Origin of the sequence: Nitrospina watsonii (assembly GCF_946900835.1) — a bacterium.
GTDB classification, from domain to species: Bacteria; Nitrospinota; Nitrospinia; order Nitrospinales; family Nitrospinaceae; genus Nitrospina; species Nitrospina watsonii.
In genome coordinates this window covers 1,782,451-1,806,730 of sequence record NZ_OX336137.1, presented here as the reverse complement: position 1 = coordinate 1,806,730, position 24,280 = coordinate 1,782,451, and the positions used below count along the sequence as shown (strand labels likewise).

Annotated in this window: 24 protein-coding genes and 1 tRNA gene; 18 read left to right on the top strand and 7 right to left on the bottom strand. The window is 55.8% G+C overall.

The window, feature by feature from the left end:
- Positions 1-13: 13 nt before the first annotated feature.
- The 4 genes from trpS to lgt are packed head-to-tail and all read left to right on the top strand — an operon-like array spanning position 14 to position 5,127.
- Positions 14-1,003 carry a tryptophan--tRNA ligase gene (gene trpS / locus QML71_RS08350; RefSeq protein ID WP_282011467.1) on the top strand — a complete coding sequence of 330 codons (990 nt, stop codon included), beginning with the start codon at positions 14-16 and terminating at the stop codon, positions 1,001-1,003.
- 23 nt (positions 1,004-1,026) lie between these two features.
- Positions 1,027-3,819, top strand: a complete 2,793-nt coding sequence (ileS, locus tag QML71_RS08345) for an isoleucine--tRNA ligase (RefSeq protein ID WP_371832127.1) — start codon at positions 1,027-1,029, stop codon at positions 3,817-3,819.
- A 7-nt stretch (positions 3,820-3,826) separates the two neighbouring features.
- Positions 3,827-4,342: a signal peptidase II gene (gene lspA / locus QML71_RS08340; protein ID WP_282011465.1), complete on the top strand. Its 516-nt coding sequence runs from the start codon at positions 3,827-3,829 to the stop codon at positions 4,340-4,342.
- A gap of 14 nt (positions 4,343-4,356) precedes the next feature.
- Positions 4,357-5,127 (top strand): prolipoprotein diacylglyceryl transferase, encoded by a 771-nt coding sequence (gene lgt, locus QML71_RS08335; RefSeq protein ID WP_282011464.1) that lies wholly within the window; start codon positions 4,357-4,359, stop codon positions 5,125-5,127.
- Between the two features lie 41 nt (positions 5,128-5,168).
- Here lgt and QML71_RS08330 read toward each other — a convergent pair whose 3' ends face one another.
- The 3 genes from QML71_RS08330 to QML71_RS08320 all read right to left on the bottom strand — a co-directional run bounded on the left by QML71_RS08330 (position 5,169) and on the right by QML71_RS08320 (position 7,545).
- A complete protein-coding gene (locus QML71_RS08330) occupies positions 5,169-6,206 on the bottom strand; it encodes a GIDE domain-containing protein (RefSeq protein ID WP_282011463.1) in 1,038 nt (345 codons plus the stop codon).
- Positions 6,207-6,237: 31 nt separating this feature from the next.
- Positions 6,238-6,822, bottom strand: coding sequence for a LemA family protein (locus tag QML71_RS08325; RefSeq protein WP_282011462.1), 585 nt, complete (start codon positions 6,820-6,822; stop codon positions 6,238-6,240).
- Between the two features lie 174 nt (positions 6,823-6,996).
- Positions 6,997-7,545 carry a hypothetical protein gene (locus QML71_RS08320; RefSeq protein WP_282011461.1) on the bottom strand — a complete coding sequence of 183 codons (549 nt, stop codon included), beginning with the start codon at positions 7,543-7,545 and terminating at the stop codon, positions 6,997-6,999.
- Positions 7,546-7,734: 189 nt separating this feature from the next.
- On the opposite strand from QML71_RS08320, the gene msrP reads away from it, so the two are divergent.
- Positions 7,735-8,721, top strand: coding sequence for a protein-methionine-sulfoxide reductase catalytic subunit MsrP (gene msrP, locus QML71_RS08315; RefSeq protein WP_282011460.1), 987 nt, complete (start codon positions 7,735-7,737; stop codon positions 8,719-8,721).
- Between the two features lie 92 nt (positions 8,722-8,813).
- On the opposite strand, the gene QML71_RS08310 is transcribed toward msrP, so the two are convergent.
- Complete coding sequence (locus QML71_RS08310) at positions 8,814-9,029, bottom strand: hypothetical protein (protein WP_282011459.1); 216 nt, start codon at positions 9,027-9,029, stop codon at positions 8,814-8,816.
- A 175-nt stretch (positions 9,030-9,204) separates the two neighbouring features.
- On the opposite strand from QML71_RS08310, the gene QML71_RS08305 reads away from it, so the two are divergent.
- From QML71_RS08305 to QML71_RS08295, 3 genes are all read left to right on the top strand, one after another.
- A complete protein-coding gene (locus QML71_RS08305; RefSeq protein ID WP_282011458.1) occupies positions 9,205-10,047 on the top strand; it encodes an HDOD domain-containing protein in 843 nt (280 codons plus the stop codon).
- An 81-nt stretch (positions 10,048-10,128) separates the two neighbouring features.
- Positions 10,129-10,371 carry a heat shock protein HspQ gene (hspQ, locus tag QML71_RS08300; RefSeq protein ID WP_282011457.1) on the top strand — a complete coding sequence of 81 codons (243 nt, stop codon included), beginning with the start codon at positions 10,129-10,131 and terminating at the stop codon, positions 10,369-10,371.
- A gap of 32 nt (positions 10,372-10,403) precedes the next feature.
- Entirely contained in the window at positions 10,404-10,661 is a 258-nt protein-coding gene (locus tag QML71_RS08295; RefSeq protein ID WP_282011456.1) for a hypothetical protein, read from the top strand.
- Between the two features lie 55 nt (positions 10,662-10,716).
- Here the strand turns inward: QML71_RS08295 and QML71_RS08290 are convergent, their stop codons facing one another.
- Positions 10,717-11,061 (bottom strand): YfhL family 4Fe-4S dicluster ferredoxin, encoded by a 345-nt coding sequence (locus tag QML71_RS08290; RefSeq protein ID WP_282011455.1) that lies wholly within the window; start codon positions 11,059-11,061, stop codon positions 10,717-10,719.
- A gap of 511 nt (positions 11,062-11,572) precedes the next feature.
- Positions 11,573-11,649: transfer RNA gene (locus tag QML71_RS08285), tRNA-Met, on the bottom strand.
- A gap of 201 nt (positions 11,650-11,850) precedes the next feature.
- Between QML71_RS08285 and QML71_RS08280 the strand changes: the two genes are divergently transcribed.
- Complete coding sequence (locus QML71_RS08280; RefSeq protein WP_282011454.1) at positions 11,851-13,995, top strand: ABC transporter substrate-binding protein; 2,145 nt, start codon at positions 11,851-11,853, stop codon at positions 13,993-13,995.
- Between the two features lie 9 nt (positions 13,996-14,004).
- Here QML71_RS08280 and QML71_RS08275 read toward each other — a convergent pair whose 3' ends face one another.
- Positions 14,005-15,153, bottom strand: coding sequence for an FG-GAP repeat domain-containing protein (locus QML71_RS08275; RefSeq protein WP_282011453.1), 1,149 nt, complete (start codon positions 15,151-15,153; stop codon positions 14,005-14,007).
- A 140-nt stretch (positions 15,154-15,293) separates the two neighbouring features.
- Between QML71_RS08275 and rpsF the strand changes: the two genes are divergently transcribed.
- From rpsF to secA, 9 genes are all read left to right on the top strand, one after another.
- Positions 15,294-15,728, top strand: coding sequence for a 30S ribosomal protein S6 (gene rpsF / locus QML71_RS08270; protein ID WP_282011452.1), 435 nt, complete (start codon positions 15,294-15,296; stop codon positions 15,726-15,728).
- Positions 15,729-15,773: 45 nt separating this feature from the next.
- Positions 15,774-16,184, top strand: coding sequence for a single-stranded DNA-binding protein (locus QML71_RS08265; protein WP_282011451.1), 411 nt, complete (start codon positions 15,774-15,776; stop codon positions 16,182-16,184).
- Positions 16,185-16,227: 43 nt separating this feature from the next.
- Entirely contained in the window at positions 16,228-16,464 is a 237-nt protein-coding gene (gene rpsR, locus QML71_RS08260; RefSeq protein ID WP_005009858.1) for a 30S ribosomal protein S18, read from the top strand.
- Position 16,465: 1 nt separating this feature from the next.
- The gene (locus QML71_RS08255) at positions 16,466-17,452 is read left to right on the top strand and encodes a DUF2232 domain-containing protein (RefSeq protein ID WP_282011450.1); all 987 of its coding nucleotides are present in this window, start codon (positions 16,466-16,468) and stop codon (positions 17,450-17,452) included.
- A 68-nt stretch (positions 17,453-17,520) separates the two neighbouring features.
- On the top strand, positions 17,521-18,021 hold the full coding sequence (rplI, locus tag QML71_RS08250) for a 50S ribosomal protein L9 (RefSeq protein WP_282011449.1): 501 nt from the start codon (positions 17,521-17,523) through the stop codon (positions 18,019-18,021).
- Between the two features lie 59 nt (positions 18,022-18,080).
- Positions 18,081-19,448 carry a replicative DNA helicase gene (gene dnaB / locus QML71_RS08245; RefSeq protein WP_282011448.1) on the top strand — a complete coding sequence of 456 codons (1,368 nt, stop codon included), beginning with the start codon at positions 18,081-18,083 and terminating at the stop codon, positions 19,446-19,448.
- A 13-nt stretch (positions 19,449-19,461) separates the two neighbouring features.
- Complete coding sequence (locus QML71_RS08240; RefSeq protein ID WP_282011447.1) at positions 19,462-20,373, top strand: tetratricopeptide repeat protein; 912 nt, start codon at positions 19,462-19,464, stop codon at positions 20,371-20,373.
- A gap of 182 nt (positions 20,374-20,555) precedes the next feature.
- Positions 20,556-21,488, top strand: a complete 933-nt coding sequence (locus tag QML71_RS08235; protein WP_282011446.1) for a M23 family metallopeptidase — start codon at positions 20,556-20,558, stop codon at positions 21,486-21,488.
- 205 nt (positions 21,489-21,693) lie between these two features.
- A complete protein-coding gene (gene secA, locus QML71_RS08230; RefSeq protein WP_282011445.1) occupies positions 21,694-24,261 on the top strand; it encodes a preprotein translocase subunit SecA in 2,568 nt (855 codons plus the stop codon).
- Positions 24,262-24,280: the final 19 nt, after the last annotated feature.

The window sequence follows — 24,280 nt, the reverse complement described above, 5'->3', positions numbered from 1 at the left end:
AAAATTCAGATTGATGTCGAAAAAACGCATTTTGAGCGGCATGCAGCCTTCCGGCCTGCTCCATCTGGGCAATTACTTCGGGGCGTTGAAAAACTGGGTCTCCCTGCAGGATGAGTACGAGTGTTTTTATTTCATCGCCGACTGGCATTCGCTGACCACGCTGTACGAGAACCCCGGCCAGATCAAGCAGTTCACCCGCGAGGTGGCGATCGACTGGCTGGCGGCGGGACTCGATCCTGAAAAATGCACGCTGTTCGTGCAGTCGCGCATCCCGGAACACACCGAGCTGCACCTGATCCTGTCGATGATCGTGCCGGTGTCGTGGCTGGAGCGCAACCCGACTTATAAGGAAAAGCAGCAGGAAGTGAAGAACGTGGACATGAGTTCCTACGGTTTTCTCGGCTACCCGGTTTTGCAGACAGCGGACATCGTGCTGTACAACGCGCACTACGTGCCGGTGGGCATCGATCAGGCCCCGCATTTGGAGTTGTCGCGCGAGATCGTGCGCCGCTTCCAGCATTTTTACAAGAAGAAGGTGTTGATCGAGCCGGAGGCGAAAATCAGCGAAGTGCCGAAGCTGAACGGCATCGACGGTCGCAAGATGAGCAAGAGCTACAACAACGCCATCTACCTGGCCGACTCGGAAAAAGAGATCACGAAAAAGATCCGGGCGATGCTGACCGATCCGCAGCGCCTGCGCCGCGAGGATCCGGGCGACCCGGATGTGTGCAACCTGTATCCGTTCCACAAGCTGTTTTCGTCGGAAGAGAAGCAGGCGTATGTGAACGAAAACTGCCGGACGGCGGGCATCGGGTGTGGCGACTGCAAGGCGCTGCTGGCGGAATCGCTGCTGGCGGGCATGCGTCCGCTCATGGAGCGGCGTCAGCAGTTGGCGGCCAAGCCGAAAGAGGTCGATGAGATTCTCCATGAAGGCACAGCAAAGGCGCGCAAGGTGGCGCAGGCCACGATGCATAAAGTCAAGGAAGCGATGAAGCTGATATGAAGACGGGAGACGGCGACACGAAGATGGAATACAAAGACACATTGAACCTGCCGCAGACGGACTTTCCGATGAAGGCCAACCTCGTTAAGAGGGAGCCGGAAATGCTGGATGCGTGGGAGTCGGGAGACATTTACAAGCAGCTGCGCACGCACTCAAGCAGCCGCCCGAAGTACGTCTTCCACGACGGCCCGCCCTACGCCAACGGCCACATCCACATGGGCCACGCCCTCAACAAGATTCTCAAGGATTTCATCGTCCGCATCATGACCATGAAAGGCTTCGATGCGTCGTTCGTGCCGGGGTGGGATTGCCACGGCCTGCCCATCGAGCACCAGGTCGGCAAGGAGTTGAAGAGCAAGAAACAGGATTTGGAGAAGTCCGAAGTGCGCAAGCTGTGCCGGGAGTACGCGGCGCGTTTCGTTGACATCCAAAAGGAAGAGTTCAAGCGGCTGGGTGTGTTCGCCGATTGGGAGAGGCCCTATCTGACCATGAACTTCGGCTACGAAGGCACCATCGTCCGCGAGTTCCTGAAATTCCTCGAAGCGGGGATGGTGTACAAAGGGCTCAAGCCCGTGCACTGGTGCACGCACTGCCGCACTGCTCTGGCCGAGGCGGAAGTGGAATACGCCGACCACAACTCGCCTTCGATCTATGTCAAGTTCCCGGTCAAGTCGGGATGGAAGAGCCAGATCGACGGCGTGGACGAAAAGAAGGCGTCGTTTGTCATCTGGACCACCACGCCGTGGACGCTGCCCGCCAACCTGGCGGTCTGCCTGCACCCGGATTTTGAGTACACCGCCGTCGAGATCAAAGGCGAGCAGTACGTGGTGGCGGCGGAGCGATTGTCGGCGTTGATCCTCGAATGGGACGTGACCGATTACAAGGTGCTCGGCCAATGCGCGGGCAAGGATCTGGAAGGTGTCGTCTGCCAGCATCCGTTCATCGACCGCGAGTCGCCGGTGATCCTGGGCGACCACGTCACGTTGGAGCAGGGCACCGGTTGCGTGCACACCGCGCCCGGTCATGGACAGGAGGATTACATCGTCGGTCTCAAGTACGGTCTGGATACCTACAACCCGGTGGACGACGGCGGCGTGTTCAAGCCAGAAGTCGAATTTTTCGCCGGTCAGTTCGTGATGAAGGCCAATGCGGAAATCATCAAGAAACTGGAAGAACTGGGTCAGCTCGTCCATCAGAGCCGTGTCGATCATTCGTATCCGCACTGCTGGCGCTGCCGCACGCCGATCATCTTCCGCGCTACGGCGCAGTGGTTCATCTCCATGGACGATCAGGGGCTTCGGCAGAAGGCGCTGGCGGAGATAGACAAGACGCGCTGGGTGCCGCACTGGGGCCGCGAGCGCATTCACGGCATGATCGAGAACCGGCCCGACTGGTGTGTGTCGCGGCAACGCGCGTGGGGCGTGCCGATCACGGTGTTCACCTGCGTGCAGTGTGAGGAGACGATCACCGACAAAAAAGTTTATGAACCCGTCATCGCGCTGGTGGAGCAGCAAGGCGCGGACTGCTGGTTCGAAAAAGATGTGAAGGAGTTGATGCCTGCGGGCACCACGTGTTCCTGCGGCTCGACGGAATTCAAAAAGGAAATGGACATCCTCGACGTGTGGTTCGATTCCGGCGTCAGTCACGCGGCGGTGCTGGAACCGGACCCGGACCTGCATTGGCCGGCGGATCTGTATCTCGAAGGCAGCGACCAGCATCGCGGCTGGTTCCACAGTTCGCTGCTGGAAGCGGTGGCGACACGCGGCGCGGCTCCTTACAAGACGGTGCTGACGCACGGCTACGTGGTGGACGGCAAGGGCAAAAAGATGTCGAAGTCGGCGGGCAACGTCATCGCGCCGCAGAAGATCATCGACCAGTACGGCGCGGAAATCCTGCGGTTGTGGGTGGCGTCGGAAAACTATCGTGAGGACATCCGCATTTCGGACGAGATTCTAAAACGCCTCACCGAGGCTTACCGGAAGATCCGCAACACGTTCCGGTTTCTGCTCGGCAACCTGAGCGACTTCGATCCGAAAACCGACCGCGTGCCGATTGACGAAATGGAAGAAATCGATCATTACATCCTCTACCGGTTCAAGAAGGTGAACGAACGCATCCAACAGGCGTTTGAGGAGTATGAGTTCCACGTGTTCTACCACACGTTTTATAATTTCTGCATTGTGGACCTGAGCGCGTTTTATCTGGATATCCTGAAAGACCGCCTCTATACCTATCCCAAGACCTCGAAGGGACGCCGCTCCGGCCAGACTGCCATGTACGATCTGTTGCAGGGCATGGCGCAACTGATGGCGCCGATCCTCAGCTTCACCGCGGAGGAGGTGTGGAAGTACATGCCCGACGAGGGCGCTAAAACGGACAGCGTGCACCTGAGTGCGTTTCCGGATTTGTCCGGCGTCACGTTTTCGGACGAGCTGGCGGCGAAGTGGGAGCGCATCAAGGAGCTGAAGGGTGAGGTCAGCAAGGCGCTTGAGTTGCAGCGCCGCGACAAAGTGATTGGGCATTCTCTGGATGCCACGGTGCAGATCGCGGCGCCGGAGTCCATGAAATCGTTTCTGGAAAGCGAACGCGATGCCCTGAAATTCATCTTCATCGTTTCGCAGGTGAAATTGGTCGGCCAGTTGGACGGGGCCGCCTACCAGAGCGACGTGATCGAAGGATTGAAGATCGGCGTGGCCTTGGCTCCGGGGAAAAAGTGTGAACGATGTTGGAACTATTTTGTCGAAGCGGAAGCGTCGGAAGACCATCCTGCCATTTGCAAACGCTGTGCGGGCAATCTGGAATCCGCCAAAGCCTGAGTTTCTCTTGAAGAATAAATACCTCCAGTTGTTTTTATTTTCCAATATCCTGATCATTCTCGATCAGTTCACGAAGTTTCTCGTGGCTCTTCACATTCCGCAGAACGTGTCGATCCGCATCATCGACAACTTTTTCAACCTGACTCACATCCGCAATCCCGGCGTGGCGTTCGGTTTGTTTGCCGACAGCGATCTGGAGATGAAGGCGACCTTGTTCATCGTGTTCTCCGGCATCGCCATCATCGCCATCCTCGTGTTCTTTCATGAAACGCCGAACAGCAAGAAGACGGCGCTGATTGGATTGATCCTGATTTTCAGCGGCGCCATCGGCAACCTCATCGATCGCATTCTTTATCAGGAAGTGATCGATTTCCTGGATTTCCACTTTGGCAGCTACCACTGGCCCGCTTTCAATGTGGCCGACTCCTGCATAACCATTGGCGTGGTGTTCATGTTCATTGATATAATCAGGGATGGCACCGCGCCGCAACGACCGCAAGATTCTTCTTCTGAACCCGCCTGATAGGGAGGGCTGCCGTGCATCCCATTCTGCTTGAATTCGGTATCGTCAAAATCTTCACCTACGGACTGCTGGTGGCAACGGGATTTTTTGTCGGCATCGTGCTGGCCGCACGGCAGGGAGAAAAAGACGGGCTCGACGCCCAGAAGATTCTCGACCTCTGCTTCTACCTGCTGATCGCATCCATTCTGGGCGGCCGGCTTTTGTACGTGGTGGTGGAGTACCGTTACTTCATGTCGAATCCGGTGGAGATCCTGAAGTTCTGGAAAGGGGGCCTGGTTTATTATGGAGGGCTGATGGGCGCGGTGGGTGCGGCCTGGTTCTTCATGCGTAAATTCAAGTTGCCGTTCTGGAAAACGGCGGACGTGCTGGCCCCGTCTATCGCCATCGGCCAGGCTATCGGGCGCTGGGGCTGTTTTTTCGCGGGCTGCTGTTACGGGGTGCGGACCGATGCGCCGTGGGCGATCACCTTCACCAATCTGGACTCGCTGGCGCCGCTGAACGTGGCGCTGCACCCCACGCAGATTTACCTGTCGTTGAACGCGCTGATTATTTTCGGCGTGCTGTTGTGGTTGCAGAAGCGTAAACAATTCGACGGACAGGTGATCCTCGCCTACGGCATCCTGTACTCGATCGGCCGCTTCATCATCGAGTTTTACCGCGGCGACGATCGCGGTTATGCCGTGCCCGAAATGCTCTCGACTTCGCAGTTCATCGGCCTGTTCATCCTGGCCCTGTCGATCGTGCTGTGGGTGCGCCGCCGTTCCGGCACCGTCAAACCAACCTGAATGAAACCGGGCGCAATCCGGCACTTCCTGCGCGGAACGGTTTAAATAAAAAAAGAAGAAAAGAAATAGGCTCCGGCTCCGATGGTGATTATCGGGCCGCCCCAGATTTTGACCGTGGCCCAGCGGCCCATGTGGGAGACGAGGTTGTCTTCGTGGCGGTTGCTGAGCACGAAGGGATGCTTGCTTTCTTTGCGAAACACCATTTTGGTTTTTGCGGCGAGTTCTTCCAATTTTTGTTTGCTGTAGCGGGCGGACAGCTTTTTGGCGACGGCCTGGGCGCCACGCTCCAATTCGTAGTAATCGAGTTTGCCGTCCTGGTTGGTGTCCAGTCGTTTCTGCAGCTCTTTGTTTTTACGGATCAGTTTTTTTGCTTCCAGAAAAAACTTCACCCCCGCCTTTTTGGGACGCGCCAGCTTCAGGTTGGAGTCCGCGTAACCCAGCACGAACACTTCTTCTCCTGGCACGAAACACCATTCGCGAAAGCGATAGTCGTTGGACAACAGCCAGGAAGAATCTTTCAGCTTGAAGGATCGGATCTTCCGTTTATTTTGATCAAGCACCGCATAGAGATCCGGGTCCATGGTGGAAAATTCGTTGGAGGAGCATTCGTAATCCTGGGTGGTGCCGCTGCGGTTGACGGTGGCCCCCTCCACCAGCACCATGGCGTTGGCACCACTGTCGTCATCGACATAAAAGCCGGCATCGGAAAAGAAGCTGGCGATGGTCACCCAACGGCCGCGTTGCCAGCCGCGCCGTTCCCCAAGGCTGAACAGCGAACGGTTGCGGCTGAATCCGGACTTGCGGTCGCGTTGCCATTTCTGGATTTCGATGTTGAAGAGGGCGCAGGGCCTGCCGCTGATGGGCGCGCGCACGATCTTGTCTTTCTCGGCGATGATTCGTCCCTTGACCTCGACGTTGGTGCCGACGGCGCCGGTATTGATTTTCGAGGTGGGCGTGTTCTGGATGATGCGTTTGATTTGCAGTTCCCGGAACCCAGCGTAGAACAGGTAAAGACCGATGATCGCACCGATCAACGAAAGGAAGATGATTTCCAGTTCATCTTTCGACAGGTCTGGCACTTCGTTCTCCTGGGGAAGCTAGGGATTGAGGTCAGTCGAAGTTGGGGAGTTTGATGTTGACCTTCACGTCGCGCCGTTCTTCTTCGGCCACCTCAAACATTTCTTCCTGCCGGTAGCTCAGCATGCCAGCCACGAACACGTCCGGGATCTGCTGGATACGGATGTTGTAATTGTTGACGCTGTCGTTGAAGAACTCGCGCCGGTCCGCCAGGGTTTCTTCCAAATGTGAAATGCGGTTCTGCAACTGCATGAAGTTTTCGTTGGCTTTGAGATCGGGGTAATTCTCGGCGAGGGCGAACACACTGCGCAGCGCCTGGCTGATCTGGTTGCTGGCCTTGGATTTTTCCTTCACCCCGTCGGCGCGCACATAGTTTTCCCGCGCTTTGAGCAGGCGGTCGAGCATGCCTTTCTCGAACTGTGCATAGCTTTCGCAAACGGAAATCAGTTTGGGAATTTCATCGTAACGCTGTTTCAGGATGACGTCGATGTTGGCCCATGATTTTTTGATGTTTTCCTTGAGAGAAATCAGGCCATTGTAGATCATGATGAAGTAGCCGATGATCCCCAATAGACCGAAACCCAGGATTCCCAAAATCACGACCGTGGTCGTTGACATGCCGCCCCTCCGTTTTTTTGAATGAATGATGGGAACTGGAAAGAATTTATTCCATTGATTTAGAGTAAGGGAAGGAACTCAGTAAATCAAATATTTGGAGAAAAATGACGGGGTGATGGAAGGAGAGCAGGGCACCCAACGGAATCGGCGGGAAAATGAAGAAAAAGCGTCGGATTATTTAGAGAAGGAGTGATCGAACAGGTCGGCGATGGCCTGCTTGCCCGCAGTGTTTAAAAAGCGCGTGCCCGTTCCGGCAAAATTTTTATTGTGGATTTTCGGCGTGGTCTTTTTCCAGCTCTGATTGTTCCACTTGAACCACTGTTCCTGATCCTGGTCGAACACGTAAAGCGGTTTGTTGAACAGCTTGGCCAGCTCCGCGCTCCAGCCGGTACCCCCTTTGACGGTTTTGTCTTCCAGGATGTGACCGACCACAAACACTTCGCCTGCGTGATTGGCCATGTGCCAGATGCTCTGCAGGATTTTGCGGAACAGCGGGCCGTCGCTGTACTTGCGGTTCATGAGTTTGGAGACATAGGCCAGGCTGACGTCGCCGTGCTTGAGTTCATCCTGGGTGAGAAAGCGGACGCCGCGTTTGCGGACAATTTTGTGGCCTTCGAAGGTGAAGTGGACTTCTTCCATGCCCAGCCGTTCGGCATTGGCACCGAACTCGGCTTCCGCGCCTTTGACGCCGCCGCTGAATAATGTGAAATCTTCAGGCTTCATAAACGACCAACAGTCAGGCAAATGGGAGCGAAAGCAGGGATGGGCCTGTTTCCGCAAGTCAAACCAATGTATGCGAAACCCCTGAAACTCTCAAGGATTTTCTGATTTTGAAGGTCTATAATGAATGGAGAATGGGGCGTGTATCGTTCCCGGGAGTGCTTCCGGGGGCGCAACGAAAGGATTTTTTTTATGAGCCATTTATACATCCCTCCCGACTGGAACGAAAACGAACGGGACATCACCCCGGAGCATTTTTTTTACAATCGCCGGGATTTCATACAAGGAATGGCGGCGGCGGGCCTGGCCATCGGCGGCGCGCTGGTCCCTGGTCCGGCCTGGGCCGAGTCGAGCTGGCTGGGCCGCCTGCTGGGCGACTCCCAACCCGAAGCCATGCCAACATTCACTCCGATCGACGGCCTGAAACGCAATCCGGCGTATGCGTTCACCCGGCCCATGACCGATGAGGCTGTGGCGCTCAAGTACAATAATTTTTATGAGTTCACCTCCGTCAAAGAGGGTGTGTGGCGGCTGGTGAATGAATTCCAGCCGCGGCCCTGGCAGGTGGAGGTGTCCGGATTGGTGAACCATCCGAAAACCTACGACGTGGACGATCTGATCAATACCATGCCGCTGGAGGAACGTGTGTACCGTCATCGTTGCGTGGAGACCTGGGCGATGGTGGTGCCGTGGAATGGGTTCCCTTTGAGCGAATTGATCCGGCGTGCCGACCCGCAGGCGGGAGCCCGCTATGTGCGCTTCACCAGTTTTCTCAACCCGGAAGTGGCGCCGGGACAGAAGCAGAGTCACCTGCCGTGGCCTTACACCGAGGGCCTGACGATCAAAGAGGCGATGAACGAGTTGACACTCATGGCAACGGGCGTGTATAGCCATGTGTTGCCGAATCAACACGGGGCCGGCATCCGCGTGGTGACGCCCTGGAAATACGGTTACAAAAGCATCAAGTCGGTGACCAAGATCGAGCTGGTGGCGGAGCAGCCGAAGACGTTCTGGAACACGCTGGTGCCGCAGGAATACGGGTTCGTCTCCAATGTGGACCCGGCCGTGCCACATCCACGCTGGTCGCAGCAGCGGGAAAAAATGATCGGTACCGGGGACGTGTACGCGACCGAGAAGTTCAACGGTTATGGGGACTACGTGGCGTCGTTGTATGCCTGATTGCGGCGCCGGGGGCGGAGGGGCCGCCCGGAAGAGGCCCCGCGAAGAGAGGCTTCAGTGAGTGGAATATCCGGGAGGCGGCGCGGACGGGATTATTGAAAATCCCGCAGGTCCTCTTCATCCAGGATGCTTTCGTTGACCCCGTCTTCGATGATGGCATCGGCGAGGTCGCCCAACCCACCGGGTTCATAATTTTCAACATTTTCATTGTCAAAATCGTCGAAAAAAACCTTGTGTTCTTTTTCGCACCATTCACGAATGGTGTTGCTGAAACGAAGAACCCGCTGCACGGCTTCGAGTTTATCCATATCCCGGTTCCTGAAATTTGATTGGAGTGATTGACGTTGTTTGATTCCGGAGGCAACGAAGAAAAAAGTTTTTGGGTTCCACCTCAAAAATACATATAATACTTAAATCGGTTTGTTAAAGCTATCCGCATTCTGTTGTTATTCAACCTTGAGTTGATGTCGAAAAGGGGGGGATTTGGCAACAAAAATCAAGGACATGATTGGTTCCTGGGCGGCGTCGCCGCCGGTCTTGTATTACCAGTTGAAGCAGGCGATGGACGACCCTGAAAGCAGCTTCAACGACTATTCCCAGATCATCAGCGCCGACCCTGCACTGACTGCCCGGCTTTTGAAAATCGTAAACAGTCCGTTCTACGGTTTTTCGTCCACAGTGGAAACGATCGATCACGCATTGAATATTATCGGCACCGACCAGTTGATGGATTTGTCGCTGGCGACGGTGGTGGTGAGCAAGTTCAAGGGCATCCCGCGTGATCTGATCAACATGGAAACCTTCTGGATGCACAGCATTGCCACCGGCATCGCTGCCCGCAAAATGGCAATGGCGGTGGGTATCGACAACCCGGAGCGGTTTTATCTGGCGGGCATGCTTCACGACATCGGCACCTTGCTGCCGTTGAAGCAGCAGACCGAAACGGCCAAAGGGGTGCTGGAGAAATGCAAAGAGACCAAGCAGCATTTGTTTCTCGTGGAAAAAGAAACATATGGGTTCAGCCATGCGGAGGTTTGCCAGTTGTTGTTGATGGAGTGGCAACTGCCGCAACGCCTGATCGATATGGTAACGCATCATCACTTCCCACTGGAAGTCAGCGATCCCGAAGTGCGTCGCGACTGTTGCATCCTCAACATGTCCGACATCATGATTTATTTTCTGAAGATCGGCAACAGCGGGGAACCCGCCGTGCCGCAGTTGCTGCCGGATGTGCCCAAGCATGCCGGAGTGCCGAAAGACGTCATCGACAAAATCCGCAAGGAAGTTCCGGAGGAAGTTGATGAAACGGTCAAAATGTTTATCTGAGGCCGTGCCACTCGTGAAAAACAAGCGTGGGCATGGCCCACGCTTTTTTCATTGAATAAGACGATCCAACGCCAAGGCATCATGAATAAATCCCAACCCAAATACTGTATCGGCCAGATGATCCATCACAAGCTGTACGACTACCATGGCGTGGTGCTGGGTGTGGATGCGGTGTTCCAACTCTCCGAAGAGTGGTACCAGACCATGGCGCGCAGCAATCCCCCCAAAGACCAGCCCTGGTACCACATCAAGGTGCATGGAGAAGACAGCCTGCGCTATGTGGCCGAACGCCATTTAGAACTGGATAAGAACGTTTTCAATTAGACCGCCCGACCCCTTCCACTCAGGAGTTTTTTGTGCCCGCGTCCCCTTCGATCTTCCATTGGGCCGTGGGCGGAATCGTGCTGGTGTTGGTTGTGTGGGTGGGTTTGGGGCTGGTACTGGATCATCTTCCCTGGAAGCTGCTGGACACCTCCCAACCCGAAAAGAAAAAAGCCGCCGCCGGGCTGTTGCTCGCGCTTGGGATCGTTGGTTACCTGGTGGTGCGCGATCTCATCGCCTTTGCCTGGATGGGGTTGCGTTACCTGTTGGGGATGGAATTTGAAAACCTGTGAACAAAAAAAACGGCCCGGGCATAACGCCCGGGCCGTTTTGACTTGTTTGAATGGATTACTGATCCAGATGGGCGTTCTTGCGGTCCGGATTGTGGAACAAAGAGGTCTCCGCAGTCAGTTCATCGAGACCCGGGAACGTCTGATCCGGGTGGATCTGCTGAGCTCGCTCCAGCAGCAGCTGTTCCGACTCGCGGCGGTCGGGGTCCGGAATGCAGCAGTCAACCGGACATACTTCCTGGCAGGCTTCCTCGCCATGGAATCCAACACACTCGGTACACAGTTCGGGGTCGATGTAGTAAAAATCGATTCCACCCTTGGTGCCATCGTCGATTGCGGCGTTGGGGCATTCCGGCTCGCAAACTCCACAGTTAATACATTCATCAGTAATGATTGTTGCCATCGGCTGTCTTCCTCTAGTGGTTAAGTTAGATAGAAAAAATTTATAACCGAAGAATATTCCCTGTAATAAAAGGAGGAATTTAAATTTTTCAATAGGGTAGCGGGTCCCAGCTTACGTAGAAACGCAGGCCTTACCTTAAACTCCCGAAATTAAAATTTCAATCCCTTTTGTGATTTTTTTTGTTGGGAAACCCCGGTATTGAAAAACAGGAAGCGCCCCCAGTTGCTGGAGCAACGGGGCTTCCTTGTTGGGTGGTCACTAACCTATTATTTCTAAGCAAGTTAGCAATATTTTTCAGGGCGGTCAATCCCTGCGTGCCAGATCAGCTTCCTGAATTTCGGAAAAAGCCTCTGGCATGGTCTGCACCCGTTTCATGCAGATTCTCACCCAAGGGAACGAGGGAACAAAGAGACGGCAAGGCGTATGGGGGTCTTCCCAGCGTACTTTCGGTCCCAAGAGGTGCTTAAAAAATAAAGGAGCAAGGAAATATTCTCCTTGCTCCTTTTCTATTTGGTAGCGGGGACAGGATTTGAACCTGCGACCTTTGGGTTATGAGCCCAACGAGCTACCGGACTGCTCCACCCCGCAATAATACAAAAGGATGCCTGAGTGTTTTCAGGTAACTGAGTGAATATACCGATTCTGGAATTTTGTCAAGCGGGAAGCCGGATCCAAAAACGGTGTGCGGTCGATCCGGTTTTTAATTTCGGAAGCACTCTATGTATAATCCTATAAGAAAGACTGGGGAATAGCTACCTTTTATTTCATTATCTCAAACGAGCCCGCCGCATGTGGACCAAACGCATTCTGATCTTTTTGCCTTTGCTGGTGACGCTGTTGCTCCTGCAATCGTTTTTCTGGGTGCCCACGTATGACCGGCAGGGCGCGGGCAATCCCGATCGCCTGCGCCAGTTCATCGAAACGTCCATCGGCGATGCGCAGATCCTCAATCCCATCCTGAGCGCCGACACCGCAAGCTCCCGCATCAACGAACTTGTGTTCGACGGACTGATCGATTACGACGACCAGCTCAACCTGCGGGGCCGTCTGGCGACGGACTGGATCCTTTTTGAAGATGCGTACCTGCAAACGCTGCCGGACTTCCGCGCCGGAGGCCGCGTGCTGAAAACGCCGGACGACTGGATTCGTTATATTCGCGAACGCCTTTCCAATCAAAAGGAGTGGTGGAGCAACGTCCAGTCCATCACCGTGCAGCCCGCCGAGCAGATCGATGCTGCGGTGAAGCTGCCGGAACGGGACGCGGACGGCAAGCCGGTGCTGCAAAACGGATTCCCCAAACAGATCGATGTGGCCTACCGGCTGCAACGCCCGGCGCGTCTTCACTTCAAGTTGAAGAATGTGGACCAGCATTTTTTCGATCCGCTGGAAAAGCTATTTGGGGATGCCTTGTTTGCACACTTTCCGCATGCGCGGTTCATCCGGGCTGACGATCCGGCCGAGAAGGAGCGCCTCGCCGAGCAGTACGCGGACATCCTGCCGGTGGTGGAACACAATCCGGTCATCCGGTTCGATCTTCGCAAAGGCGTGCGTTTCCACGACGGGCACGAATTCGATTCCGGCGACGTGCTGTTCACGTACCAGTCGATCATGAACCCGCTCAACGCCTCGCCGCGTACCTCGGACTACGAACCGGTGAAGCGCGCGGAAGTGCTGGGGCCGCATCAAATCCAGTTCGTGTACAAACGGTTGTTCTCGCCTGCCATCACTTCCTGGATGATGGGCATCCTGCCCGAACACCTGTTGAATCAGAAAACCCTCAGGCAGGAAGCAGCCGCTGCGGGCAAACCCGTGAAGCCGGGCAAAGAAGTGTCGATGCGCGACAGCGATTTCAACCGCCACCCGATCGGCACCGGCCCCTTTGTGTTTCAAAAGTGGGAGGGCGACGTGGAAATCCGCCTGACGCGCAACGAGCAATACTGGGAAGGGCCGCCGGAGTACCACGAGTTCATCATGCGCATCATTCCGGACATGATCACGCAGGAGATGGAGTTTTACGCCGGGGCGGCGGACAATTACGGGGTTCAGCCCCACCAGGTGGCCCGGCTCAAGGACGATCCCAATTTCCACAGCATTTCTACGGTCGGCAATAATTATTCTTACATTGGCTACAACCTGCGTAAGCCGCTGTTTGCCGACCCACGAGTGCGCACGGCGCTGGGCATGGCCATCGACGTGGACAAGATCATCAAGCACGTCATGTACAACCAGGCGGAGCGGGTGACGGGGCCTTTTTCCAAATCCACCCAGTGGTACGACGAATCGGTGGAACCGATTCCGCACGATCCCGAAGGCGCCCTGAAAATATTGAATGATCTGGGTTGGAAGAAAAACGCCGATGGCTGGCTGGAGAAGGATGGCAAGGTGTTCGAGTTCAACCTCATCACCAACCACGGCAATCCCATCCGCAAAAACATCATGACCATCGTGCAGAACAACTGGCGCAAGCTGGGCATCAAGTGCAACACGCAGTTGTTCGAATGGGCGGTGTTCCTGAAAGATTTCGTCAACGCGCAGAAATTCGACGCCTTGATCCTGGGATGGGCCATGGGCTTCGATCCCGACCTGTTTCAACTCTGGCATTCCAGCCAGGCCCACCCCAAACAACTCAATTTTGTCGGCTATAAGAACCCGGAAGCCGACCGCCTGATCGTCGCCATCCGCCGCGAATACGACCAGGACGTGCAGCAGAGGATGACGCACCAACTGCACCGCCTCATCGCCGCCGACCAGCCTTATACGTTCTTGTTCGCGGGAAAATCGACGCTGCTGCTGGACAAGAAGATCGTCATTGTCGAAGACAAGCCCGATGGCAGCGAGGAGTACAAAAAAATCTATCCCGTCAAAGGCGGCAATATTTTTTACCGCTTCAACGACTGGCGCAAGCTCCCCACCGCGCCGCAGTTCGCGCGGTGACGCCCCGCTTCATTTCATGACGCGCCGTCCCAGGAAAATATCGACCGTGCCTTCGGTATTGCTGGCGACGGCGACATCGGAGAGCCCGTCGTTGTTGAAATCGGTGCTGACGATGGCCAGGGGGGTGCTGCCGGTCACGTAATCGCGCACCGGAAAACGGAACGCGCCGTTGGGATGGCGGGTGATGAGGGAGAACGAACTGCTGCGTGAGTTGGCGACCACCACGTCCTTATGATGGTCGCCGTCGAAATCGCCGACGGCCAGGGAGATCGGCCCGCCGCCGCCGGAAAAGGACACCGGCCTGCCGAATTTTCCATTGGTCCCCATCGGAATGTAATACAGGTTGTCGCCCTTGGCGGAGGTGGCGACCAGGTCATAGAGACCGTCGCCGTTCATATCTTCCTTCAACAGCGTGAGACAACGCAGGTCCTCGGCGAAGCGCCCGGTCAGACGAAGGGTGCCGCCGGAGTTGCCGGAGAAAAAGCGGATCGAACTGGAATTGCTGGATTGCACGGCGAGCAGGAGGTCCTCGTGCCCGTCGTCATTGAAATCGCCCGCCACGCCGGAGATCGAGCGCGAGCCGGTCTCGTAGGTCTCGCCGCGTTTGAAACCGCCGTCGCCGTTGCCGAAGTGGATTTCCACCTTGCTGAAAGTCAGCGTCACCGCCACATCCTTGTGGCCGTCGGCATTGAAATCGCCGACGATCAGGGCCAGCGGAACAGGGCCCGTCGGCACCGACCACATCGGCTGGAAGGTTCCCTGGCCTTTCCCGAGCAGGACCTGGAACGTCTGGTTGCCTTCGCTGTTGAAGATCAGGTCGGGGTTTTCGTCGTGATTGAGGTCGGTGACCACGATGAAGGAAGGCTCGACCGGTACTTTCAGATCCTGTGCGGGCTGGAAGGTGCCATCGCCCTTGCCGAACAGGAAGCTCAGGCTGTGGTCCTTGGAGTTGGCCACCACCAGATCGGCATTGCCATCGCGGTTGAAGTCACCGTGAGCGAGAAAAACCGGTCCCCAACCCACTTTCAGCGTGTTGTACCGGGAGAACACGTCGGGAGGCGGTTCCGGCATGGAAAAATTGCAGCCGCCCAGCCACCCCAGAAGCCCGGCAAAAACCCCCAGCCACATCGCCGAACCCCTTGTATTTGTGAATCCCATGGTACGCCCTCCAGGAGGCGACAGTGCGGGTTTTCCCCTTGCTTTCAGCACCTTGTTATGACAGTATGGCATAAATTTTATCTCACCCCGACCCTCGCTCCGGTATGTGCCGGGGCTATAACTCATGAGGAGGTCACTGCTTGCGTACCTATCAGTCTGTCCTGATTCTGAAACCTGATCTCGACGAAAGCCACGTCGATCAGGCTGTTGAAAAAATCACCGCGCTCCTCCAGAAGTTCAGCGGCGACGTGCTGAAGCTGGAACGATGGGGCAAAAAGCGCCTTGCCTACAAAGTCAAGAAGAACAAGTTCGGCTACTACCTCAATATGTATCACACCTGTGATGCCGCACAAGTTCCCGCTCTGGAAAAAGAATACAAGCTCATGGATCTCATCATCAAATTTCTGGTGATCGTGATCGACGAAAAGGACCTGGAGCGAGCCATGAACCGGGGAACGGATACCGGCGAGGAAGGCACTGAGGAGTCGAAGGCTTCCGGTAAAGAAGAGTCGGACAAGAAAGAGTCGGACAAGAAAGAGTCGGACAAAAAAGAGCCTGCCCCGGCCGCTTCCTGAGCTTAAGCCCTCCACGTTCTTCAATCGATTGGAAGGAGTTCTTCTATGGCCAGTGTGAATAAAGTATTTTTGTTGGGCAACCTGACCCGCGATCCGGAGTTGCGTTACACCCCGAGCGGCGCCGGCGTGGCCAGCTTTGGCCTGGCGGTCAACCGCCGTTACAAGGCGGGCAACGAAAATAAGGAAGAAGTTTGCTTCGTGGACATCACGGTCTGGGGCAAACAGGGCGAAAACTGCGTGGAGTACCTCAATAAAGGCAGCCAGGTGATGATCGAAGGCCGCTTGCAGTTCCGTTCCTGGGAAACCGACGACGGCCAGAAGCGCAACAAGCTGGACGTGGTGGCCAACAACGTTCAATTCCTCGGCAAGCCCGGCGGCGGTGGCGGAGGCGGCCGCAGCATGGACAGCTACGAGGAAGAAGATGGCATGAACGTCAAAGACGATATTCCGTTCTGAATAATGACATTCGAATAAAAAGGAAACTGAGGTTTTTTAAATCATGAACAAACCAAAAAAACGCGCTTTTTTTTCACAGAAAATCTGCCGGTTTTGTGCCGAGAAAATCGAGCACATCGATTTTTACGACATCAAGCTGTTGAAGCCGCTGATCTCCGAGCGGGGCAAGATCGTTCCGTCGCGGATTTCCGGCAACTGCGCCCGGCACCAGCGGCAGTTGACGACCGCCATCAAGAGAGCTCGCAACATCGCCCTGCTGCCGTTCACCGTCGAGCATTGATTTGAACGACCCGTTGCAACCCAGGGATGTGTTCCTGCCCTTCGGGATTCTTCTGGTCATCCTGGCATTGGGCATGCTGGTTCCGCCGCTGGGTGTGGTGGCGGGCATATTCGTTCCCGTTCCGCTGATCCTCATTTACCTGCGTTACGGCAAGCCGATTGGGCTGGTCTCCATCGCCCTGGTGTTCATGGCGGTGTTGATGCTGGTCGGGATCAAGCAGGCGATCCTGTACGTTACCGAGTATGCGGTGGTGGCGGCGATTCTGGGCGAGACCACCCGTCTGCGGTTCCCCTTTCAACGCTGTGTGCTGTTTGCAGCGATGGGGTCGATCGTGCTGTCCTCGCTGATGATCGTGACCATCTCGGCGGGACAGGAGATGTCGCTGACCGAGGTGTTCGAGCAGGAGTTCCGCAAAGGCGCGGACCAGTACATCGAGTCGCTGGAAGGCATCGAGGACAAGCCGGAAGACAAAAAGGTTTTGCAGGAGATGGCCGAACGGGTGACGCACCTGTTTGCCATGTCGTTCCCGGCGCTGCTGATCATCGGTTCCCTGTTCGCGACGACGCTGAATTACCTGTTGGTGCGCTGGCTGTGGCTCCGGTTTTACCAGGTGGGCGGCCTGTTTGAAGACGCCGACCTGACGCGGTTGCTGATCCCGGACAACTGGGTGTGGTTCTTCATTATCGGAACCGGACTGGCGGTGCTGGCCGACGGCTATCTGCGCGCCCTGGGGTTGAACCTGTTCATCGTTCTGGGCGGACTGTATTTTCTGCAGGGGCTGGCGATCTTCCTGCATATTTTAAAAGCGAAGAACATCCCGAAGGTTTTCTGGTTTCTCGGGTTTGCGTTGATTTTCATGCAACCCATGCTGGTAGGCCTGGTAGGTGGACTGGGATTGTTCGATATTTGGATTGATTTCCGCAAAATTAGAAGTGCACCGGCAGAAGACGATGAGGACGAGGACGATGACATCGGGCCTTTGCCGTAATTCATGTCAAAATTTAGAGATTTCCTGATATTATTACGCAGTTGTGAATAGGGAGTGTTGATCAGAAGATGAAACTTTTACTACTCGAAGAAGTCGATAAACTGGGCGCTCTCGGAGAAGAGGTGGAGGTCAAGGACGGCTATGGCCGCAATTACCTCATCCCGCAGGGCAAAGCCATTCTGGCCACGGCCAAGACGGTCAAACAGTTCAACCACCACAAGGGCCTGATTCAGCGCAAGCTCAAAAAGCTGAAAGGCGAGGCGGAGACGCAGGCCGAGACCCTTGGCAAGTTAAAGATCCAGATCACCAAGAAGGTCGGCGAGCAGGGCAAGCTGTTCGGTTCGGTGACCTCGCAGGAGATCGCGGATCTGGTGGAAGCACAAGGCGTGGAGATCGACCGCCGCAAGCTTCAATTGAACGAACCGATCAAGGCGCTGGGTGAGTTCAAGGTTCCCCTCAAGCTGCATCCGGAAGTCACGGCGGAAATTCATGTGACCGTGGTCGGCGAGGAAGAACCGAAGGCGGAAGCGGCTGCGCAAGCCGAAGCGAACGAAACCGAATCCGCTTGAGGCGGTAGCACCCCCGACCGGTCCGGCGGATTCATTCACCCCACTGACAGGAATCGCCCATGCCGGATGTCTCCGACATATCGTTAAGACGCCTGCCTCCCTACAGTGAGGAGGCGGAGCAGTATGTCCTCGCCGCCTGTTTCGGCTCCAACGACGCGTTCGCGCGCGCGTTGGAAATCCTGAGTGGGGAGGATTTCTACAAGGCCGCGCATCGCAAGATTTTCAGCGGCATGCAGAGCCTGTTCGAGGACAACGAACCCATCGATATCCTCACCCTGGCCGACCGCCTGCGCCGCGAGCATGTCCTCGACCAGGTCGGCAATCTCGACTACCTCGATTACCTCGAAAATCTGGTGCCCACGGCGGAGGCCATCGGCTACCACGCCAAGATCATCCGCGAAAAGAAAATCCTGCGCGACCTGATCGAGACCGCTACCGAAATCGTCACCCACAGTTATGAGGATTCGGAAGGCGCGGAGGTGATCCTCGACCGCGCCGAGCAATCCATTTTCCAGATCTCCGAACGCCGCACCCGCCGCTCCTTTTTCGGCATCAGCGAGATCATCAAAAGCAGCTTCGATTCCATAGAGAAACTATTCGAAAGTCCGGGCATGGTCACCGGCATCGAGACCGGCTACAAGGACCTCGACCACATGACCTCCGGTCTGCAACCTTCCGACCTGATCATTCTCGCCGGGCGGCCGAGTATGGGCAAAACCAGTTTCGCCCTCGACATCGCCCGCTTTGCCGCCGGCAAGCGCCAGGTGCCGACGGCGATTTTCAGCCTGGAAATGTCGAAGGAACAATTGGGCGTGCGCCTGTTGTGTTCGGAAGCGCGGGTCAGCTCGGTGAAACTGCGCACCGGCTTTCTGGCGCGGGAAGACTGGCCCAACCTGACGGCGGCGGCAGGGCGGCTGTCGGAGTCGCCGATCTTCATCGACGACAGTCCGCAGGTCAGCACGCTGGATGTGCGCGCCCGCGCCCGGCGTTTGAAAGCCGAGCACAACCTGGGGCTGGTGATCATCGATTACCTGCAACTCATGCACGGCATCCAGAAAACCGAAAGCCGCCAGCTGGAAATCTCCGAAATCAGCCGCGGACTGAAAGGGCTGGCGAAGGAGTTGAACGTACCCATCGTGGCCCTGTCGCAGTTGAGCCGCGCGGTGGAGAGCCGCACCGACAAGCGTCCGCTGCTGTCCGATCTGCGTGAGTCCGGTTCCATTGAGCAGGATGCGGATGTGGTCGCTTTCATTTACCGCGACGAGGTGTACAATCCGGAGACTGCGGAAGAGGGGACGGCTGAGATCCTGATTCGCAAGCAGCGTAACGGTCCCATCGGCGATATCAAGCTGGCGTTCATCAAAGAGTTCACTCGATTCGAAAACCTGGCCCATCACGAGTTTGAAACCCCCATGGTCGAAGCCTGACCCGGTGCCGTTCATGTCCCGTCTTTTAATGATGATGCGTTCCCTGCTGATGGTTTGCCTGTGCGCGGCGATGCTGCCTGTTTCCGTAAACGCGCAGGCGCCGCATATGGAATGGGACCGGCTGGCTCCGTTGCAGAAGGGCGAGATTTATCTGCTGCGCAAGAAACCGGCGCAGGCGCTGGAAATTTTTCGCAACCTGTGGCGGCAGGAACCGCACAACCATTACGCCGTGCGTGGCATCGTGCGTGCCTATCAGGTGGCCGGGCAACTCGACGAGTCGCAAACCTTCTTCCAGAATTTCGTGAACGAAAATCCGGAAGCGGCGCCCGCCTGGTACGGTCTCGGTTATACGTATTACCAGTTGGAGAAATATCAGGAGGCCAAACAGCCGTTGCAGCGCGCCGTCGAACTGGATTCCAAACTGGCGCTTGCATGGAATGCACTGGGCGCGACGCTGACCCATCTCAAGGAGTATGACGCCGCGCTCGAACACGTGAAGCGTGCCATCGCCGTGCATCCTTCCGAATTGATGTTCTACCGCAACCTCAAAATGATTTATGAGCGGATGGGGAAGCCGGATCGGTTTGAAAACGAGTACCGCTATCATTTGAAGTCGGGCCACACCGAGGTGGCGAAGCAGTATGGTCTGATTCTGGCGCAGAGTCTTCGGCAGGCCAGCTTCCGCGATTACTCCGCCGGCAATAAAGAGGAAGCCACTCAACGCACCCGGGAGATGCTACAGGTTTACATGGAAATCAACCACATTACGGGAGTGGTGGCGGCGCACTTCAGTTTGGGCCTGCTGCTGGAAGAAACCGGTGACCGGGAAGGAGCCCGCTCGCAATACCGGGAGGTCTTAAAAATCAATCCCAACCACCTCCAGGCGCGGGACAGAATCCGTGATTTGGAGGATAAAAATGACTGACCCTGTAAATTTGATAAGCAATTGATTTTATGTTTATTAGGTTTTTGACGATAAGGATTAAGGATATCCGATATTCAAAAACCATTGACAACAAAGGAGCTAAGCAATAACCTTGAGACGTTTTCAGCCGTCGCGGGGGCAATGGCGTTTAAGGGCTTGAAAAGTAAAAATTAAAAGGAGGTATGGTGGATAAAGATGTTTACACCATAGTGGTTTTTCCCGAGGCCACGGAAAAACCCAAACGGTTCCAGATTTCCAAGAAATTCGCCAAGATTGCACTCTATTCCAGTCTGGCGCTGGCAGTGGGTTGTGGGGGTGCGCTCACCTACCTGACCCAGCAGTATTTGCAGTCCAGCGAGGAGAAGATTGAACTGGCCCAACTGAAACGCACGAGCAAGATCCAGAAGGTGCAGATCGAAAAATTTGGCAAACGGGTGCGTACTTTTGAAACCGAAATGTCCCGTCTGGAAAATTTTGAGAAGAAGCTGCGCATCATCACGGCTCTCGACAAAGACTCCAAACCCAAAGACGAGAACTGGGGCGTGGGCGGACCGCACGGCCTTTCCAGCCACAGCATCCGCACGGCACTGGATAAAGAAGTGCAGGCCATGCTCGACAGCCTGGAAGGGGACCTGAACATCCTCACCAGCCAGGCCAAGTTGCGACAGGTGAGCTTTCATGAGTTGGACGAGTTTTTCAAAAACCAGCGGTCGCTGCTGGCATCCACGCCTTCCATCTGGCCGACCCGCGGTTGGGTGACATCCGGGTTTGGATATCGCAAGTCTCCGTTTACCGGTCTTCCTGAAAAGCACGAGGGTCTGGACATCGCTTCGCGCAAAGGTTCCGAGATTCGCGCCACCGCGGACGGCAAGGTCATCACCGCCGGACGGCAGTATGGTTATGGCAACCTGGTTGAAATCGATCACGGTTATGGCGTCATCAGCCGTTACGGTCACAACTCCAAGAACGTGGTCAAAGTGGGTGACCGGGTGGAGCGTGGCGATCTGATTGCCCTGGTCGGGAACACCGGGCGCAGCACCGGCCCCCACGTGCATTATGAAATCATCGTGGACGGGATTCCGGCCAACCCACGCAACTACATTCTGGAAGATTGATCCGATTGCGACCCGGCCTGCCCGGCCGGGAGCTATTTCCTTTCCTGATGTGACATGTCAACGCATGAACCGTGTCCCGATCCCTTTCTGCCGGGACAGGTTTTCCCGCCGTCGGTTCTCGATGGTTGAAAGACTGCGGAAGTCCACCGGTCTTTTATGTTAATCTGGTCTTCAAAAATCAAACCCTGACAGGACCCACACGCCCATGGTATTAGGACTGATCAAAAAAATCGTCGGCACCCGCAACGACCGCGAGTTGAAACGCATCCAGGCTTACGTGGGGCGGGTCAATGAACTGGAATCCAGCATTCAGCCTTTGTCGGACGAACAGTTGCAGGCGAAAACCCAGGAGTTGAAGGAGCGTCTGAAAGGTGGCGAGCAACTCGATGAACTCCTGCCGGAAGCGTTTGCGGTGGTGCGGGAAGCCAGTTGGCGTACGCTCAAGATGCGGCACTTCGATGTGCAGTTGGTCGGTGGCGTGGCCCTGCATGAAGGCAAGATCACCGAAATGAAAACCGGTGAGGGTAAAACGCTGGTCGCCACCCTGCCGGTGTACCTCAACGCGTTGACGGGCCGCGGCGTGCACGTGGTCACCGTCAACGACTACCTGGCCAAGCGCGACGCGGAATGGATGGGAACGGTCTATCGCTTTCTGGGTCTTGAAGTGGGCGTGATTTATCACGACATGCCCGATGAGGAACGTAAAAAAGCCTACCGCTCTGACGTCACCTACGGCACCAACAACGAATTCGGGTTCGACTACCTGCGCGACAACATGAAGTTTTCCGCCGAGGATTTTGTGCAGCGGGATTTGCATTTCGCCATCGTGGACGAGGTGGACAGCATCCTCATCGACGAGGCGCGCACGCCGCTCATCATCTCCGGTCCCGGTGAAGAGTCCACGGACAAGTACTACGTCATCAATGCCATCATTCCCAAGCTGATAAAGGAAACGCATTTCACAGTGGATGAAAAGGCGCGGTCGGCGGCGCTCAACGACGACGGCATATCGATGGTTGAAAAACTGCTCAATGTTGAAAACCTGTACGACCCAGCGCAGATTGAAATCCTGCACCACGTCAACCAGGGACTCAAGGCGCACGCGCTGTTTAAGAATGAAGTGGATTACGTGGTGAAAGACGGCAAGGTCGTTATCATCGACGAGTTCACGGGGCGGATGATGTCCGGCCGCCGTTACAGCGACGGTCTGCACCAGGCGCTGGAAGCGAAAGAAGGGGTGACGATTGAAAATGAAAACCAGACACTGGCCACCATCACCTTTCAGAATTATTTCCGGATGTATGAAAAACTGGGTGGCATGACCGGTACCGCTGACACGGAAGCCGAAGAGTTCAACTCGACTTATGGCATCGAGGTGTTGGTGATCCCGACCAACCAGCCGATGGTGCGGGAAGATTACGCCGATCTCATTTACCGCACGGAACAGGAAAAGTTCGATGCCGTTCTCGAAGAGATCCGCGAATGTCATGAAGCGGGCCGTCCGGCGCTGGTCGGAACCATTTCCATCGAAAAATCCGAATTGTTGAGCAAGCACCTGAAAAAATGTGGCATCCCCCACAACGTACTGAACGCCAAGCATCACGAGCAGGAAGCGGAGATCATCGCGCAGGCGGGACAGCCGAAGGCCGTCACCATCGCCACCAACATGGCCGGCCGCGGTACGGACATTGTGTTGGGGGAGGGCGTTCAGGATTTGGGAGGACTGCACATCATCGGCACGGAACGCCACGAAAGCCGTCGCATCGACAACCAGTTGCGCGGTCGTTCCGGTCGCCAGGGCGATAACGGATCGTCGCGGTTTTTCCTGTCACTGGATGACGACCTGTTGCGCATTTTCGGATCCGATCGGATTTCCGGGCTCATGGGTAAACTGGGTATGGAGGACGGCCAACCCATCGAGCACGCCATGGTCACCAAGGCGGTGGAAAGCGCCCAGCGCAAGGTGGAAGCACACAATTTTGAAATCCGCAAACACCTGCTGCAATACGACGATGTCATGAACAAGCAGCGCGAGGTGATCTATGCGTTGAGGAAAGAAATCCTGGGGTCGAACAACCAGAAGGAATTGTTGTACGACATGGCCGACGAAGTGCTGGGAGAACGCATCGATGAATTCTGTCCGGAGGGAGTGTATCCGGAAGAATGGGACATCGAGCAGGTCAACGCCTACGCCGAGCGGGTGTTCGGAGTCGGCATCGCCAAACTTGAGGACAAAGAATTGGTGATTGGCGGCGAGACCCGTCTTGATTTGGAACAGTGCACGGCGGAGGCGTTCCACGAAACGCTCATGAATACGGTGACCGCGCACTATGACGCCAAGGAAGCGGAATTCGGCGCGGAAGTCTTGCGCTATCCGGAACGCATGATCATGCTTCAGGTGCTGGACAACCTGTGGCGTGAACACCTGTTGGCCATGGACCACCTGAAGGAAGGCATCGGTTTGCGCGGCTATGCGCAGAAAAACCCGCTGAACGAGTACAAAAAGGAAGGCTTTCAGTTATTCACCGAGACCAATTTCCGCATGAAGGAAGAGATCTGCGAGTTTCTGTTCAAGGCACAGATCACACGGGAAACCGTTTCTGCGCTGGAGGAAAATCAGGAACGCGAAAACCAGAAGGTGCGGGAACATCGCGGCGGTGAGGGCGAGGATGCGAAAGCGGAACCGGTACGCCGGGATGACAAGAAGGTGGGCCGCAACGACCCTTGTCCGTGCGGCAGTGGAAAAAAATTCAAAAAGTGCCACGGCCAGTAACAGGCGTGGCGGCCTATTG